Below are 16,311 nucleotides of genomic sequence, written 5' to 3'. Positions count from 1 at the left end.
GGATGTCTTACTTCGATCGGGTGATCAAGAATCCGGATGGAGAGTTTAAAGAGATGCAGGGGATCTCGTTACGGAACGTGATTCCCAATCTGCAATCGATGAACAAGTCGATTTCCGGGACCACCTCACTCGAACTGCTCGATTTCACACTCCCTCGCCTCGAGGCGGCACCCGAGGATCACTTTGGAATCGTGTTGCTGACTACCGGGGGAAACGACATCATCCACAATTACGGTCGAACTCCTCCTCGCGAAGGAGCGATGTATGGAGCGACGATTTCTCAGGCCCAGGAGTGGATCGATGCATTCGGAGTCCGGCTGAATCGGATTCTGGACGAGATTGAAGCCAAGTTCCCGGGCGGATGCGACATTTTCCTGGCCAACATCTACGACCCCACGGATGGAATCGGCGATGCGGAACATGCTGGACTGCCCGCATGGCCGGACGGCCTCAAAGTGATTCAGGCCTATAACGATCTCATCGAGAAGACGTGCGCGTCACGCGAGAATGTCCATCTGGTCGACATTCATTCGGCCTTCCTCGGGCATGGCATCCATTGTCGCAAGTTCTGGCGATCCGGTTATCGGGCGAGCGATCCGTACTATTGGTACTTCGACAACCTTGAAGATCCCAACGACCGGGGCTACGACGCTATCCGCCGGTTGTTCTTAACGGGGATTGCAAAGCACGCGAAACCGCGACTTGTTCAGTTGGCGAAATCGTAAACCGGTTCTGCAGCTGCATCTTTCGCAGGCTCGCCGGCAACGCTCTTGGCATTCTCCTGGACACTCTGCATACCGAGGATGGCGAGAAAAAAGAAACCAGAGACGATCAGGCCCAGCAGCAGTGTTCCCACGCTGCGGTCAATTTGAGAATCGTTATACGTCTGGCCTGCCATGATTCGGTTTGTCCGAAAGAGTCTTGCTGGGTGGCACCATCGATCCAATGAAGGGAGATGCAAAGCCAAGGAGACACCGGTCGTGAGGTGTTTCCTTTATCGATCCGTCGAAGCATGAAGAATTTTGTAGCAAAATGAATGCCGCCCGGGCATTCCTGTGAGAACACTCGGGGCGGCGGGCAATTTCGCCGATTTCCAGCACAGCGAACCGTTCTGATGTTTCGCAACGTGAACGTCAGTGTTTTAATTTCGAGACGCTGCGCTGCTCACTTCAGTTGCTGCGGCTGCACGATTTCTCCCGGAATTTGACCGTCCAGGTAGCGCCAGTTCTTGATGAAGGAGATCAGGTCCGCCATGTCCTGGGGAGGGATGGTCCGTTCCAGTCCGACGGGCATCAGCGAGACACCATTGTTCTTCATCATATCGATTTCGTCCCGGGGAATCGTGATGACCTTTCCACCGGGCTGTTTCAGAGTCACGGCGGTGGAAGTTTCACTCGCGATGACTCCTGTTTCGACGCGGCCTTCGGTATCGGCAATCGTGAAGCTGAAGTAGTTGTTGTCGACGGCGCGATTTGGATCGAGAATGTTTGTCAGCAGGAACTCGGATGTTTTGGTGCGAGAATCGGAAATATCCGGAGCAACGTTTACTCCCAGATCGCCGACGCGGTGGCAGGTTGCACAAGTCTTCTCAAAAACCACGCGGCCCTTGTGGGGATCCGCTGGCAGGGTGAGGACTGATGCGTACTCCGAAAGTACTTTCAGACGGTCTTCGGGCGGGCTCTGCTTCAGAAGAGCTGTCGCCCGAGAGCTGATCGCCTGGTTCTGAGACTCCACGAACCGCTTGGCGATTGCCGGGTCAATTTCCAGGGGGGCGATGTGTTTGGCTTCAACGCTGTCCAGCAGCCATTGGACCCCTTCAGCAGAATTGGCAAGGGCTGCGATGGCACTGGTCCGGATCTGAGGAGTGCCGACTGCCACGAGCTGACTCAATTCCGGAACGGCAATCGAGCCGGGAAGCAGCCTGTAAATGTCAATGGCAGCGTTCATACTGTCCAGGTCGTTGGACGCCGCCAGTCGCTTCAGGACGGGAACCGTTTCCTGAGGTGGGAGCAATGCGAGGATGGGGAGCTGGTCAAGCTGGGGTTTTGCAGTGGGTGCGGAATCGACGAATGAGAACAACACATCGTTCAGGCAGGCTGCATAGGCCTGACGCACCTGAGGTGACATCTTTGCCACAGTCTCCGGCAGCCAGGTGCGGGCGTTGGGAGCACTTTCGAGAATTCCACTGAGCACAGCTCGCTGCCAGGCCCTATCCTTCGGTGACGCAGCCGCCTGAAACACGGTCGACAGCAGGTGTTCCAGTTCCGCCGGTTGATTGCGACGGGCCAAGGCAGCCGTGAGGAACTGAATGCCTTGCGGGCCGAGTCGCATCGGTCGGCTTCCCGGGGTTTCGCCTCGCCGCAGCACGAAGAAGACTTCATCCAGAACGTCCGCCAGTTGATCGCCGGCATTGATGACGAGCATCGAGCAGTACCATTCGTGCTGACCGTCTTCGGGAATCTGCAGGATCGCAGCCCCTTTCGGATTGTGATAGTACGGGTGTTCGGTTCTCGCGACGTTGGGGAAATCCTTCCATTTCGTGTTCACGAGGATCTGTTCGAACAGGTGCGGGTCTTCATCGAACGGGGCTTGGGGGGCGAGGTATCGCTGCGGAAACTCCAGCATCTCTTTTGAATCCGCAAAGTGGCGACTTCCCAGTTGCAGGGCGGCCCGCTTCGCAAAGGGATGTTCCAGGCCGGCGGCCACATGTTCGACTTTCAACAGGTTCAGTGCGTCGAGAACCCACAGAGCGTGGCTGGCTCCCCAGTGACTGTCTCGCTCTTTCACGAGCGAGAAGAGTTCTGGTTCGATGGTCTGATCCTGCCGTTCGAGCAGAAGTCGCTGAGCCGTTTCCCGCTGCCACTGGTTGGGATGCTTCAGCAATTCCACGAGATCTGCGGAGCCAAGTTGCTCCAGGTGGGTGACATGTGAAGACGAAAAATCACGGAGCTTGGGATCGGTTCTGGAAGAGACTCGCCAGATGCGTCCCATGTCTGATCCCAGCAGCAGGTCCGGGCGATTCTTCAATTCGTCAGGCATGAACTGCGGATGCTCGATGACGGCCCGGTACATGTCGCACACATACAGGGCTCCATCCGGACCCACACTGAGATTCACTGGTCGGAACCATTCGTCCTTGGTCGCGAGGAACTCTTTCTCATGGCTTTGAGGGGCAGCCAGGAACGTACTTCGGGCAGGCTTGATGACGTCGCGATGCACCAGATTGGCGGTCGGCTCGCAGACAAAGCAGTTTCCATAATCATGAGCGGGCAGTGCGTCGCCACGGTAGATCAAGACACCGCAGGCCGCTGTGAACTGATTCGCGTGCAGATTGGATGTGGTCCAGGTTCGGGAGATCGGATACAGACGCGAGTTCTCCGCAGCTGGTGAAACATCAAAGTAGACGGACTCTGGCTGCAGCCATGGGACCCGGTGGATGTCCGCATCTTCCAGCATGATCTGCTTGCAGGGATGGCGGTTGTCGCACAGGAAACGGTTGCCCCAGTCGTCGAACGTCAGTCCAAACTGTCCCATGCCCGAAACGGCTTCGTATCTGCCTGTGAGAGGATCGAAACGAAAATCCATGCCGGACAGGGAAACCGGCGGGCTCTTTGGATCGAGCTTCCACGGATTGCTTTCTCCGGGAACGATCTCACCCCCCCGTAATCCGTTGGCGACATAGATCATGTTGTCGATTCCCAGCGTGGGATGATTGCAGCGGAGCTGTGGGTTCTCGACCTGAAATCCCTGGAACCAGACCTGCGTTTCGTCTGCTTTGCCGTCGCCATCGGTGTCGCGCAGGAAAAGAACCTTGCCGTCGGTGGTGACGATGACACCGTCTTTCCACAGCATCAGTCCGTTCGCAAACAGCAGCTTGTCGGCAAAGATACGCGAGTTTTCGTAACGGCCATTTCCGTCGAGGTCGTCCAGCACGCGGATGCGTGAGCGTCCCGGTTCTCCTTCGCTGGGACCGTTGGGATAGTCCGTGTATTCGACCACCCAGAGTTTTCCGTCAGCTCCGAAAGCGATTGCGACGGGATCAATGACATCGGGTTCGGCAGCGACCAGATCGATTCTGCAATCGTGGTCAAGAACAAATTTTCCCGCGGCCAATTCTGGAGAAAACGGGCCGCTGGAAGATGCAGCCGAGTCTTCAGCGTACGCATGGAAACTGGCCAGACAGCAGAAGAGGACCAGGGTCGCCTGCAGAATTCTCATGAAACTCAAACCTCGTGCAACTCGGCAAAGTCTGGAGGACTTCGCTCCGGTGGGACTGATTGTTTTTGCAGTGGAGTCAGCATACCTCACTGCGAAGCAATTGTCCCGGGAACGGCTTGCAAACTTTCCCGCCGAGCGACTTAGACCAGTTTGGTCTATCATGTGCGGGCGATTCAGGATTTTCACCGCATGAAAGTCCATATTATCGCCTGCGGAACGTTATAGATTATTGGCAAAACCGCTCTAGTCTGATCAGTCTTCCGCGCGACTGCCGTCCCCGCACATCTTCACGATCCGCGGGTCGAATCTCGCCACAATCTCCACCAGATCCTGCTGGGCAGCCATGACGTCATCAATGTTCTTATAGACACCGGGTACTTCGTCGGATCCTGCGGAGAGGACCGTTACTCCCTTCTTCTTGAGGTCACCACGCACAGCGTTGAAACGGAATTTCGCATTCGCCTGCGTGCGGGACATGATTCGCCCCGCTCCGTGTGAAGCGGAGTTCAGACTGGCTGCGTTCCCTTTTCCTCGAACCACATACGCAGGTGTCGCCATGGAACCGGGAATGACTCCCAGTACACCTTCACCAGCGGGGGTGGCCCCTTTTCGATGAACGATCACTTCGCGGCCGCCATGAACTTCCTTCCATGCAAAATTGTGATGATTCTCTACACCTCCAATCGCTTCAGTCCCCAGCAGTTTGATGACGTTCTGATGGATCACCGCATGGTTGGCGGCAGCGTAGTCCCCCATCAGGTTCATTGCGTTCCAGTACTCCTGCCCTGCTTCTGTTTCCAGATCCAGCCAGGCCAGTCGACCGAAGTCTCCGTATTTTTTGGGAAGATCTTTGCGGGCGATGTTGCTGTAGGTGGAACAGACCGCGAACCCCGTTCCCCGGCTCCCGCTATGGCTGAGCAGAGCAACGTATGTCCCCGGAGAGAGTCCCAGTTCAGGCTCATGCAGTGTCAGCAAACCGAATTCGACGAAATGATTTCCTGATCCGGAAGTCCCCAGCTGTGACCACGCTTTGTCTTTGTTTTCACGGGTGACACGCGTGATCGACCAGTCCTGATCCATGACCGGATGGTTGTGTCGTCGTTTGAATGCCTTGCCCGCTCCGAACATCGTTCCCTGTTCGAGGGCCTTCTGGAATTCCGGGAGATTCGCTTCATCGGTCAGACGTTCCGGAGGAACGCTCAACAGCGACAGCTTCATGCGGCAGGCGATATCCACCCCCACTGCATATGGGCAGACCGCCCCCTCCAGTGCCAGAACTCCTCCGATCGGCAAGCCGTATCCCGGATGCGCATCCGGCATCAGGGCCCCTGCAACGGCATTTGGCAGTGAGCATGCTTCCCGCATCTGCTGATGCGAAAGTTCTTCAATGAACTGGCTTCCCCAGGTCGGATACGCGATCGGTTCACGCACTTCGGGAACAGGCGTCTCGATGAGCGCTTTGGCGAATTCGGAGAAAGGGCCTTCGACAATCTCCCGGGGATTCTGCAGTGCCGCCAGCAGTTGCTTCTGAGCCTCTTTCCCTCGCAGTCCGCCGGCGACAGCGGTTTCGATGGCTCGAATCGCTGCGGGCACGACGTCATCCGGAACGCCGAGTTTGGTCAGTTGTTTGCGGTTCATGATTCTATTTTCGACGCGGAAACCGGAAGTCCAGTCTGAATTTCTGATTGCGACGGGATCTGGCGGGTGTTTCTCTCGAATTAATGAAGATTTGATGATCCGAAGCTGACAACGCGTCACGGGGCCGGGTTCGTGCCGGAATTTACGGGTCAATGACTTCGTGACAAATACTTTTCCCCCCTCGTTGAGTCGGCAGCGACGGGAAAATAAGATAGGGCATCGATTTGTCCGCGGATTCGGTTTCGTTCTCCCCTGATTTTGCTTCAGGAAGCTGGAGAAGAAGAGAAGATTCGTCGTCAATTCCGGGACAGGGTAGAAGACAGGAGTCTGGCATGGCCGGCAACAAGATCGTTCTCATTGAGGATGATCGCGAAATTCAGACAACGCTGCGAACCGTCCTGGAGTCGGCCGGTTACCGGGTTTCGTCCGCGTCGAACGGCGCGGAAGGTCAACGCCTCATTCAGACTGAAGATCCGGACCTCATCATCACGGACATGATGATGCCCCGCATGGGCGGATTTCCGGTTCTGGAATACCTTCGCACCCTGGAAGATCCCCCGCGCGTGATCATGATCACCGCCAATGAAGGGGGCCGGCACAAGGCCTATGCCGAGATGCTGGGGGCAGTAGACTACCTGCGAAAGCCCTTCGCCATGGATGTCCTCCTCGAGTCGGTCCGAAAGGCACTGGACGAAGGGGACGACGAAGAAGCTGACGATCAGGGACCTCTTCGCAGACGCGTGACCAAGAAGAAAAAAGACTAGAGCAGTCTGGTCGATCACGTGCAGGCGATTCAGGATGTTCACCGCATGAAGGTCCATGCGATTGCCTGTAAAGTATGATCGACCTGTGCGAAAGCCGTTCGTCAGCGGCTTCCCACCACAAATTCGTATTTACCTAGAGCAGCTTCCACCTTTAACTCTCCCCACTCGAAAATGCTCCTTTCCGAAGTTTCGACATCAGCTTCCCGCTGGCATGACCTGGCCCGACGTGTTCTTGCGGGAGAAATGATCTCTCAGGACGAGGGGCGGGAGATCCTGCTTTCTTCAGATGAAGAACTGCTCGACCTGCTGGCCGCAACCTACACGATTCGTCGAACATACTTCGGTAAAGCGGTTCAGCTGTATTATCTCAAGAACGCCAAGAGCGGTCTGTGCCCGGAAGACTGCGGCTACTGCTCACAGTCCAAAGTCTCGGACGCCCCCATCGAACGATATTCCATCGCCAACGAACGCGTGCTGATGGAAGGGGCCCGAAACGCCAAAGAGAGCCAGGCCCGTACATACTGCATCGTCGCCAGCGGTCGTGGTCCTTCCGACCGGGAAGTCGACCACGTCTGCAATGTCGTGAAGAAGATTAAGGACGAAATGGGCCTGCACATCTGCGCGTGCCTCGGTCTCCTGAAGCCGGATCAGGCCCGGCGACTGGCAGAAGCCGGCGTCGACCGCATCAATCACAACCTGAATACGTCGCGCCGCTACTACGAAGAGATCTGCACGACTCATACCTATCAGGACCGGCTCGACACGCTGCAGGTGGCTCATGAAGCGGGCATGGAACTGTGCAGCGGACTGATTGTCGGCATGGGCGAAGTGCATCAGGACATTCTGGATGCGGTGTTCGAACTCCGCGGCATGGACGTGAAGTCGATCCCCGTCAACTTCCTGCATGCGATCGATGGCACTCCGCTTCAGGCCCGTGATGAGCTGGATCCTCGTTACTGCCTGAAGGTTCTCTGCCTGCTGCGAATGGCCCATCCCAATGTCGAAATTCGTATCGCGGGAGGGCGTGAGCTGAATCTCCGCTCGATGCAGGCGATGGGGCTGTACGCTGCCAACTCCATCTTTGTCAGTGATTACCTGACGACCAAAGGACAGACCAAGGAAGAGGACTTTGAAATGGTGAAGGACCTCGGGTTTGAAATTGTGATCGGCGGACACGAAGCGTCGGTTCACGCGTAGAGCTGGACGCGGGCGTCAAACGCACTTGCTCACACGTCGTGCTCTGATTTTCTTAAGTTGAAAGGATGCCCGATGCCTGCTTATGCCGTCTTCATTCGAGAAGCGACTCGCGACCAGTCTCAGCTGGATGTTTATTCCCCGAAAGCGGGCGCATCCATCGAAGGGCATCCCGTCAAGATTCTCGCAGCCTACGGTCCGCAGGAAATTCTGGAAGGTCCGCCAATGGAAGGGGTGGTCATTCTCGAGTTCCCTTCCATGGAAGCCGCGAAGGCCTGGTATGATAGCCCTGCCTATCAAGAGGCCCGGGAATACCGCTTTAAAGGGGCAGACTACCGGGCCTTCCTGGTGGAAGGGGCCTGAACGACAGCGCTTCCTTCGAGCGACCGAACGATTGTTTCAGACGCTCGGCGGCGCCTTCTCGGGGACTGTCAATTTCTGCGTGGGAATCTGTTTTTCCGATCCCGGAACATGCCGGAAGATGAGCAGTCCCAGCGGAGGCAGTGTCAGTACAATACTCTGCTCCCGCCCATGCATGCTGACGGGCTGAGTATCGGCTCCGCCACCGGAACCGACATCCGTTCCGCCGTACATCCACGCATCGCTGTTGAAGATTTCCTGATAGGTTCCTGCCAGTGGAACTCCCACTCCGTAGCCGTCTCGCGGAACGGGGGTCATGTTGAGGACGACCACCAGTGTCTCCTGCCGCTCCTTAGAAAACCGGCAGAAGGCATAGACGCTGTTGGCCGCATCATCCGCCTGAATCCAGGCGAACCCATCCTGCGTGCAGTCCTGCTCATGCAGGGCAGGGTGCTTGCGGACCAGAAAATTCAGGTCTTTCACATAGCGTTTGATCCCAGCATGTGTGTCGACCGACTCCAGTGCCCAGTCCAGCTCAGCGTCGTGGTTCCATTCCGTCCACTGTCCCAGTTCGCCCCCCATGAAGAGGAGCGATTTTCCAGGAACGGTCGCCTGATACCCGAGCAGAAGTCGCAGATTGGCGAACATCTGCCAGTGATCCCCCGGCATCTGTGAGATCAGCGATTTCTTGCCGTGCACCACTTCGTCATGGGAAAGCGGCAGAACAAAATTCTCCGTGAAGCCGTACAGGGATCGGAATGACAGTTCATTCTGATGATGACGTCGATGGATGGGACTGCGGCGCAGATACCGCAACGTGTCATTCATCCAGCCCATGTCCCACTTCATCGTGAAGCCCAGGCCACCGTCATAGACCGGTCGAGAAACTCCGGGCCACGCGGTCGATTCCTCAGCGATCGTCAGAATGCCCGGGAACTCCCCGTGCAGCATGGTGTTCATGTCCTTGAGGAACTGAATCGCTTCCAGATTCTCTCGACCTCCATAGCGATTGGGGATCCACTGTCCCGCCTTTCGCGAGTAATCGAGATAGAGCATGGAGGCGACAGCGTCCACGCGCAGGCCGTCGATGTGATATTTATCGCACCAGAACCGGGCGCTGGAGAGCAGGAAGTTCCGGACTTCGAATCGCCCGTAATTGAAGATGCTGGTGTTCCAGTCGGGATGGAATCCCTGACGCGGATCCGCATGCTCGTAGAGGGCAGTGCCGTCGAAGTTGTTGAGACCATGGGCATCGGTCGGGAAGTGACCCGGCACCCAGTCCAGCAGCACTCCCAGCCCCGCCTGATGGCACTTGTCCACGAACATCATGAAGTCATGGGGAGTGCCATACCGGGAGGTGGGGGCGAAATAGCCGGTCGACTGGTAACCCCATGAGCCATCGAAGGGATACTCGGTAATCGGCATCAACTGGAGATGGGTAAAGCCCATGTCGAGGCAATACCCGATCAGCTGATCCGCCATTTCCCAGTAGCTGAGGTATCTGCGGCCGTCTTTGGGACGACGCCAGGAGCCGAGATGAACTTCATAGGTCTGAACAGGACGCTCGAACCAGTTCACGCTTCCGCGAGACTGCATCCACTCCTGATCCTGCCACTGATGGCCGTTCAGGTCATAGACAATGGACGCTGTCCGGGGAGGCTGCTCAGCGTAGAACGCATACGGATCGGACTTCTGAATCAGTTCGCCGGAGTGCGTCCGGATGCTGTACTTGTAGGCTTCGCCCGGCTGCATGTCGGGGACGGTCCCGGACCAGACCCCTTCGTAGCTGGAGTTGAGGTAGAAGGCTCCGTGGGACCAATGGTTTCGATCGCTGATGACGCAGACTTCACGGGCGTTGGGAGCCCAGACGGCGAAGCGGGTCCCGCGAAAATTCCCGTCTGAAACAGGGTGGGCCCCCAGCCAGTCATATGCTGTGCAGTTCATTCCGCTCCTCATGGAAGCTCGATGCCTCTCGAGCGATACGGCAGTCAATTGAGTCGCAGTGGGCCGTGTCACGTTCCCGTTTCGGGAGAAGGGCATTGCTTTCGGTTCCCAGGGTGTCTGTGTTCACGAGTGCAATGTAGATGCTGAAGGAATCAACCGGAATGCCAAATCCGTGCGATTGTCGAATGCGGGAGCGACATTCCTGCCGGGTTCTCTGTTTCCCAGCCAACGCTGGATTGCGAGAGCCCCCCACAGCCCCTACTGTCTCCGCTGGGAATGCACAAACTCCGATCCGTTTCAAGATTCGGGAGTGAACCACGGAAAGCACGGAAGGGGAGAAAAAAGAAGTCAACCGCGAATGACGCGAATCAGGCGAATCATTCAATTTAAGATAGACAGAAGTTGACTCATTCAATTGTTTCCGACATCCCCTCGTTCACCTCATTCAGTTTTTTATTCGCTGAATTCGCGTGATTCGCGGTTCTAACCTTTCTGTTCTCTTCCGTGAATTCCGTGGTTCAAATCCCTCACTGTCGTACCGGTAACTTATTTTTACAATCCAGGCAAAGATCGATGACTGAAGGCAATGTGAAGTCCCTGAACCGCGATGAAATTCAGGCGCTGATCCCCCATCGTCCCCCGTTTCTCTGGTTGGACGAAGTGGTCGAGCTGCGCGAGACCTCATTGAAAGCACGAAAGTTCATCGATCCGCAGCTCGATGTCTTTCAGGGGCACTATCCCGCGCATCCGGTGTTGCCGGGGGTGCTGCAGTGCGAAGCGGCGTTTCAGGCGGGGGCGGTACTCATCGCCAGCCGGTTCCCCCCTGAGCCGGATCAGGTGCCTGTCGTCACGCGGTTGAATCAGGTGCAGTTTCGCCGCATGGTGACGCCGGGCCAGACCATCGAAATGGATGTCGAGCTGACTGAGAAGGTCGCCAATGCTTATTTTCTGAAGGCGAAAGTTTCGGTCGATGGCCAGGTGACAGTCCGACTGGAATTTGCCTGTGCGCTGGCGAATCCGCAGGGGTGAGGGCGTGTTGCGGGAAAGCCCGCACTCGGAGAGTGCGGGATACAGAGAGTACCTCGCACTCTCCGAGTGCGAGAACCGGCTATCTCGCCGGGCAACCATCTCCTACGAAAAGATGGCTGGAGCAGCTGGAGTGTGAAGTTTGCAGCCGTCCTGCAGCACAATTTCGGTCCCGGGAGCGATCCCCAGGAATTCGAGAATCATGGCGGGAATGCGGGTGATCTCCAGCGGGTGATCGAGGATTGTCTCCCCGTGCTCATCGGTTTCTCCGATCACCTGTCCCGCCTGCAGCATCCCCCCCGCAAGCAGACCGGACCACGCCTGTGTCCAATGGTCCCGACCTCCAGCTTCGTTCACCTTGGGACTTCGCCCCATTTCCCCGGTTGCAGCCACGAGCGTCTGTTTCCATAGGCCCGTCTGATGCAGATCATCGAACAGCGCAGCCAGGGCTTTGTCGAACTGCGGTCCCAGCAGATTTCCATAGTCGAAGATCGTGGCGGGGCCAACGCCAGGAAAGCCATGGGCGTCCCAGGTCAGCTTCCCTTCAAGCTCGCTGAAGGTGTTCACTGCGACGTATCGCACGCCGCTTTCTACGAGTCTGGCTGCGGTCCAGAACAGCTCGCCGAAATGGTTCTCCCCGTAGGCATCACGAATCCGTCGCGGCGCCTGAGAGAAATCCGGACGAGAAGTGGCGGGGAGTGCAAGATCGTTCAGCCCGGGAAGTGATGCCGATTCGTCGCCTGAAGTCAGACATCCTGAACTGTCCCCGCTGCTGGCGGCGGTGCCAATCGAGCGAACGGTACCGCCCAGTTCCACAGCGACGGGAGCACGGCGGTTCGACAGCAATTCCTTGAGGACGAATCCGATGTGTGGAAGGCGGATTCCTTTTTTGACCAGTCCACCCGTCAGAAGCAGCTGCAGGCCAGTTGCGTGAATCGGAGCGGCCTCGTGAAACAGCGATCGCAGGACCACCAGCTGGTCGGCTCGTTCCGCCAGTCGCGGCAGGCATTCCGAGAACCGGACGCCTGGAATCTTTGTGGCGATGGAATGCAGTGGTCCCCGAATTTCCCGAGGAGCGTGTGGCTTTGGATCGAATGTCTCCAGGTGACTGGCACCACCGGTGAGGACGATCTGGATGGCACTGCCTCCCGAGGCGGCCCGGGCTGCCAGTGCTTCGCTCAACGTCAGTCCCACCACTCCGGCCCCTCCTGCCGCTAAAAATCCCCTGCGAGAGAGCGCCGGGAATGACTGTGCCGAACTTGATTTACTCATGAGTTCACCTCGATGGTCTGAGCAAAAGCATATCAGGAAACACCGAAAGAAGGAAAAGGGGATTCGGAACCGGGGCTCCCGAGGTCATGTTCAACGGGCATTCGGAGCGGCATCGTGATGGTCGGTGATTCGGTTTGAGGGGTTTGCCTTACGTTTCAGCGGACGAAGTGACAGAATAGTTCGCTCGACGTTTTTGGAATTCAGCGGAAACTTGCAGATGCGAAATGTGTGTCGATGGGGCATTCTCGGAGCGGCTGGGATTGCCAGAAAGAACTGGGCAGCGATTCGAAATTCTGGAAACAGTCAGCTGGTGGCGGTCGCCAGTCGCGAGGCTTCACGCGCGGCTCAATTTATCAATGAATTACAACTGGATTGTCCACACCCGACTGTTCCCGTCCCCTGCAGCTACGAAGAACTGCTGAGCCGAAACGATATTGATGCGGTCTACATCCCGCTCCCTACCGGGCTGCGGGCGGAGTGGGTGATCAAGGCGGCTCGAGCCGGAAAGCACGTGCTGTGTGAGAAGCCGTGTGCGACCAGCGTCGGCGAACTGCGTGAGATGCTGGAAGCCTGCAAAGCCAATGGCGTGCAGTTCATGGACGGAGTGATGTTCATACACTCCTCGCGGCTCCCGGCGATTCGTAATGCTCTGGATGACGGTGAAAGCATCGGCACGCTCAAGCGGATTGTCGGGCAATTCAGTTTTCTTCCGCCGGACGACTTCTTCCAGGGCAATATCCGTGTCAGCCGTCAGATGGAACCGCACGGTGCACTGGGAGACCTTGGGTGGTACCTGATCCGGTTTGCGCTATGGACGATGAAGCTTCAGATGCCTGTTGAGGTCAACGCCAGGATGCTTTCCCAACACGGGTCTGCAGACGCAGCGGTCCCGACAGAAGTGTCGGCGGAAATGCTCTTCGAAGGGGGAGTCTCGGCGAGCTTTTACTGCTCTTTTCTGACGGACCATCAGCAGTTCGTGCACGTCAGCGGGACCAAAGGGAATCTCATGGTCAATGATTTCGTCCTGCCTCATTTTGGAAATGAAACCGCGTTCACCGTCTCTCAAAGTGTCTTTGACATCCAGGGAACCCGGTTCAACATGCAGAACTATCCCCGCAGGGTGGCCGTCCGGGAACTCAGCAACAATGGCGTCGATGCTCAGGAGACGAATCTCTTTCGCACGTTTTCACAGCTGGTCAATGAGGGGCGGATTGATCCGTACTGGCCTGACATTTCTATGAAAACGCAGATCGTGCTGGATGCGTGTCTGGAGTCGGCCCGGAATGACGCCCGGCCTGTGAGAATCTCGAACCCGGAGAATCGTTGAACAGAATCTCGGTTTTCCAATGTTGATGCTTCCCACATTTCAGTAGTCAATTTGGACTCGAACATTCATGGCTTCCGGCGATCCAATAACGACCATGCCTTCACTGTCGGCGATCGTCCTTGTGATGGTTGTTGCCGGTTGCGGAGGGCAGCCTCAGAAGCCGGCCACAGCTCCGCCTGTGCAACTCCCCGCCGCCGCGCAGCCGCAGACATCACCGACACATGAAACGGTCGACGTAGTCGAAGTGGAAGAGGAAACGTTCGAGCCGGAGGAGGTTCCCCAGGAACCGGTTGTCCAGAAGATTTACAGGGATTCGGATCGACGCCCGCAGCGGGATGATGCTCGAGCTGCGGAGTTCGGGATTCGCAAATACTCATCGGAACGACTGATCCTCTACACCGACATTGATCCTGCACTGGCTGAACCGCTCCCGGAGCTGGTCGATCAGGCCTACGCTGCCTGGGTGAAGTACTTCGGAGAACTTCCTCCAAATCGGGAAGGAACCCCGTATCAGATCACCGGCTATCTGATTGAAGATCCACAGCGGTTCGTCGCGGCTGGGATGCTGCCGGAAGGACCGCCAATGTTTCGCTTCGGACGTCATCTGGGAGCAGAGTTCTGGATGAACAAGATGAACAGCGATTACTACCGCCGACATCTCCTCATCCATGAGGCAACACACTGTTTCATGACGACCATGCTCCGTCAGTATCCGCCTCGCTGGTATCTGGAGGGGATGGCGGAATATTTCGGAACGCATGTGGTTCATCCTGACGGGACTGTCGAGTTCGGAGTGATGCCCGGCCGGTCCGAAGCCTTTCCGGGCCTGGGACGAATTGAATCGATCCAGCAGGAACTGGTGCGAGGGAAACCTGCCAGCCTTGCTCATCTGGGAGCATATACCGGGCACGACTGGGATCAGCCATTACCGATTCCCTATGCCTGGAGCTGGGCGCTGTGTCAGTTCCTCGATGAACACCCGCGGTACCGCGACCGCTTCCGGGAACTGGGGCAGCACATGGAAGAGAGTGCCTTTCTCAGGTACATGGCAGACCACTTCGAACAAGACCGGGCGTTGCTGGCAGCGGAATGGGATCAGTACCAGAAACGACTGGTCTATGGTTACGACGTCGCCGCGAATGCCTTTGCCACTTCTCCGGAACCACTCAGGCCGCTGGAGTCCCCTGTCAGCGTGAATGTCGACTCTTCGAAGGGCTGGCAGTCCACCGGTCTGCACCTGACCGCAAATCAGCCGGTGCAGATCGACGTGGAAGGGGAGGTCATCCTTGATGAAACAAGTCAGCCCTGGCGCAGCGAGCCGCAGGGAATCTCGATCCGCTATGCGGCAGGTGAACCGATTGGACTGCTGATGGCGGGGATCCTTCCCGACCAGACCAGTCAGTCAAGTCATGAGGTCTTCGAAGTGATTCCGGTCGGCCGGGGAACGGAATTCGTCCCCCGGTTCAGCGGGGAACTCTGGTTGAGGGTTAACGACGTCGGGAACGGCCTGGGAAACAATTCCGGGGAGTATCACGTGCAGATCCGCACGAAGTGATGGTTCGGACGCAGAGCAGCTCGTCCACAAGCTTCAAGTGCGTGGCAAAACGCGTTCAGCTTCTTAAAGTACGTGTTCCCCTGTTTCATCTTGTGACTGGAAAGTCTGCTGCTCGTGTCCGTTCCCGTACTTCCCGCCGACGTGCTCCAGGAATATCCGTTCACCCCGAAGTCGATGCAGATCGACGGGCTGCGATATTCGTATGTCGATGAAGGGACGGGCCCTGTGTTGCTCTTTGTGCACGGCAATCCGACCTGGAGCTTCGCCTGGAGAAACCTGATCAAGGCTCTGTCCAGCCAGTATCGCTGCATCGCGGTCGATCACATTGGAATGGGACTCTCGGATAAGCCGCAGAATTACAGTTATCACATCGCTCAACATATCCAGAACCTGCAGCGCCTGATTGAGCATCTGGACCTCAAGGACATCACCCTGCTTGGGCATGACTGGGGAGGCTGCATCGGGATGGGAGCAGCGGGAAGAACGCCGCAGCGGTTTCGCCGATTCGTGATGATGAATACAGCAGCCTTCCGGTCGCAGAGAATCCCGTTACGGATTGCCGTCTGCCGGACACCCGTGCTGGGACCGTTGGGAGTTCGAGGATTCAACCTCTTTGCAGCCGCTGCCATCACCATGGCTGTGACGAAGCCGATGTCACCTGCTGTGAAGAAAGGGTTCCTGCTTCCGTACGACTCATGGGCGAATCGGATCTCGGTGCAGCGTTTCGTCGAAGAGATTCCGCTTGAGCCCGCTCATCCGAGTTATCAGACTCTGGTCGACGTGGAACAGGGTCTGGCACAATTCAAAGACCATCCGTTTCTCTTCATCTGGGGGGAGCAGGACTGGTGTTTCACGACTGCGTTTCTGGATGAGTGGGAGGAACGCTTTCCTCAGGCCCGCACGGTGCGCTACCCGGATGCCGGGCATTATGTCTTCGAAGATGCTCATGAGCGGATGGTGCCGGAGCTGCGTGCATTTCTGGGCGAATAACCGCCCGGAGTGTTGCAAAATCG

The 16,311-nt window shown here is 57.0% G+C and carries 13 protein-coding genes (1 of these 13 only partly in view); 8 read left to right on the top strand and 5 right to left on the bottom strand.

Features of this window, described 5'->3' with window-relative positions; genetic code table 11:
• Positions 1-725, top strand: the 3' portion of a protein-coding gene (locus SH661x_RS20630) for an SGNH/GDSL hydrolase family protein (RefSeq protein WP_437225571.1). Its footprint begins 244 nt before the window's first position; only the last 725 of its 969 coding nucleotides appear in the window; the start codon falls outside the window, past its left edge; the stop codon is at positions 723-725.
• Here SH661x_RS20630 and SH661x_RS20625 read toward each other — a convergent pair.
• The 3 genes from SH661x_RS20625 to SH661x_RS20615 form a co-directional block, all read right to left on the bottom strand.
• Positions 707-898 carry a hypothetical protein gene (locus SH661x_RS20625; RefSeq protein WP_437225569.1) on the bottom strand — a complete coding sequence of 64 codons (192 nt, stop codon included), beginning with the start codon at positions 896-898 and terminating at the stop codon, positions 707-709. The genes SH661x_RS20630 and SH661x_RS20625 overlap by 19 nt on opposite strands.
• A 266-nt stretch (positions 899-1,164) precedes the next feature.
• A complete protein-coding gene (locus tag SH661x_RS20620) occupies positions 1,165-4,218 on the bottom strand; it encodes a PVC-type heme-binding CxxCH protein (RefSeq protein WP_437225567.1) in 3,054 nt (1,017 codons plus the stop codon).
• A 252-nt stretch (positions 4,219-4,470) separates the two neighbouring features.
• Complete coding sequence (locus SH661x_RS20615; RefSeq protein ID WP_437225565.1) at positions 4,471-5,856, bottom strand: RtcB family protein; 1,386 nt, start codon at positions 5,854-5,856, stop codon at positions 4,471-4,473.
• A gap of 332 nt (positions 5,857-6,188) precedes the next feature.
• On the opposite strand from SH661x_RS20615, the gene SH661x_RS20610 reads away from it, so the two are divergent.
• The 3 genes from SH661x_RS20610 (at position 6,189) to SH661x_RS20600 (ending at position 8,177) form a co-directional block, all read left to right on the top strand.
• On the top strand, positions 6,189-6,620 hold the full coding sequence (locus tag SH661x_RS20610) for a response regulator transcription factor (protein WP_437225563.1): 432 nt from the start codon (positions 6,189-6,191) through the stop codon (positions 6,618-6,620).
• A 171-nt stretch (positions 6,621-6,791) separates the two neighbouring features.
• On the top strand, positions 6,792-7,817 hold the full coding sequence (bioB, locus tag SH661x_RS20605; RefSeq protein ID WP_437225561.1) for a biotin synthase BioB: 1,026 nt from the start codon (positions 6,792-6,794) through the stop codon (positions 7,815-7,817).
• Between the two features lie 72 nt (positions 7,818-7,889).
• The gene (locus tag SH661x_RS20600) at positions 7,890-8,177 is read left to right on the top strand and encodes a DUF1330 domain-containing protein (RefSeq protein WP_437225559.1); all 288 of its coding nucleotides are present in this window, start codon (positions 7,890-7,892) and stop codon (positions 8,175-8,177) included.
• Between the two features lie 36 nt (positions 8,178-8,213).
• On the opposite strand, the gene glgB is transcribed toward SH661x_RS20600, so the two are convergent.
• Entirely contained in the window at positions 8,214-10,214 is a 2,001-nt protein-coding gene (gene glgB / locus SH661x_RS20595; RefSeq protein WP_437225557.1) for a 1,4-alpha-glucan branching protein GlgB, read from the bottom strand.
• Positions 10,215-10,691: 477 nt separating this feature from the next.
• Here glgB and SH661x_RS20590 point away from each other — a divergent pair, with 477 nt between their 5' ends.
• The gene (locus tag SH661x_RS20590) at positions 10,692-11,147 is read left to right on the top strand and encodes a 3-hydroxyacyl-ACP dehydratase FabZ family protein (RefSeq protein WP_437225555.1); all 456 of its coding nucleotides are present in this window, start codon (positions 10,692-10,694) and stop codon (positions 11,145-11,147) included.
• 102 nt (positions 11,148-11,249) lie between these two features.
• Here SH661x_RS20590 and SH661x_RS20585 read toward each other — a convergent pair whose 3' ends face one another.
• Positions 11,250-12,416, bottom strand: a complete 1,167-nt coding sequence (locus tag SH661x_RS20585) for a DUF1501 domain-containing protein (protein WP_437225553.1) — start codon at positions 12,414-12,416, stop codon at positions 11,250-11,252.
• A gap of 217 nt (positions 12,417-12,633) precedes the next feature.
• Between SH661x_RS20585 and SH661x_RS20580 the strand changes: the two genes are divergently transcribed.
• The 3 genes from SH661x_RS20580 to SH661x_RS20570 all read left to right on the top strand — a co-directional run bounded on the left by SH661x_RS20580 (position 12,634) and on the right by SH661x_RS20570 (position 16,288).
• A complete protein-coding gene (locus tag SH661x_RS20580; RefSeq protein ID WP_437225551.1) occupies positions 12,634-13,743 on the top strand; it encodes a Gfo/Idh/MocA family protein in 1,110 nt (369 codons plus the stop codon).
• Between the two features lie 94 nt (positions 13,744-13,837).
• Positions 13,838-15,298 carry a hypothetical protein gene (locus tag SH661x_RS20575; RefSeq protein ID WP_437225549.1) on the top strand — a complete coding sequence of 487 codons (1,461 nt, stop codon included), beginning with the start codon at positions 13,838-13,840 and terminating at the stop codon, positions 15,296-15,298.
• A gap of 114 nt (positions 15,299-15,412) precedes the next feature.
• A complete protein-coding gene (locus tag SH661x_RS20570) occupies positions 15,413-16,288 on the top strand; it encodes an alpha/beta fold hydrolase (protein ID WP_437225547.1) in 876 nt (291 codons plus the stop codon).
• Positions 16,289-16,311: the final 23 nt, after the last annotated feature.

Source organism: Planctomicrobium stercoris, from assembly GCF_051465655.1.
GTDB lineage: Bacteria > Planctomycetota > Planctomycetia > Planctomycetales > Planctomycetaceae > Planctomicrobium.
Note: the sequence above shows the minus strand (reverse complement) of the source record. Positions and strands in the feature narration are given on the sequence as shown.

What these genes read in the sequence shown, in the direction of transcription:
- bioB (WP_437225561.1), top strand. Translation starts at nt 6,792, where the DNA reads ATGCTCCTTTCCGAAGTTTCGACATCAGCTTCCCGCTGGCATGACCTG.
- SH661x_RS20590 (WP_437225555.1), top strand. Translation starts at nt 10,692, where the DNA reads ATGACTGAAGGCAATGTGAAGTCCCTGAACCGCGATGAAATTCAGGCG.
- glgB (WP_437225557.1), bottom strand. Translation starts at nt 10,214, where the DNA reads ATGCCCTTCTCCCGAAACGGGAACGTGACACGGCCCACTGCGACTCAA.
- SH661x_RS20615 (WP_437225565.1), bottom strand. Translation starts at nt 5,856, where the DNA reads ATGAACCGCAAACAACTGACCAAACTCGGCGTTCCGGATGACGTCGTG.
- SH661x_RS20580 (WP_437225551.1), top strand. Translation starts at nt 12,634, where the DNA reads ATGCGAAATGTGTGTCGATGGGGCATTCTCGGAGCGGCTGGGATTGCC.
- SH661x_RS20600 (WP_437225559.1), top strand. Translation starts at nt 7,890, where the DNA reads ATGCCTGCTTATGCCGTCTTCATTCGAGAAGCGACTCGCGACCAGTCT.
- SH661x_RS20575 (WP_437225549.1), top strand. Translation starts at nt 13,838, where the DNA reads ATGCCTTCACTGTCGGCGATCGTCCTTGTGATGGTTGTTGCCGGTTGC.
- SH661x_RS20610 (WP_437225563.1), top strand. Translation starts at nt 6,189, where the DNA reads ATGGCCGGCAACAAGATCGTTCTCATTGAGGATGATCGCGAAATTCAG.
- SH661x_RS20585 (WP_437225553.1), bottom strand. Translation starts at nt 12,416, where the DNA reads ATGAGTAAATCAAGTTCGGCACAGTCATTCCCGGCGCTCTCTCGCAGG.
- SH661x_RS20625 (WP_437225569.1), bottom strand. Translation starts at nt 898, where the DNA reads ATGGCAGGCCAGACGTATAACGATTCTCAAATTGACCGCAGCGTGGGA.
- SH661x_RS20620 (WP_437225567.1), bottom strand. Translation starts at nt 4,218, where the DNA reads ATGAGAATTCTGCAGGCGACCCTGGTCCTCTTCTGCTGTCTGGCCAGT.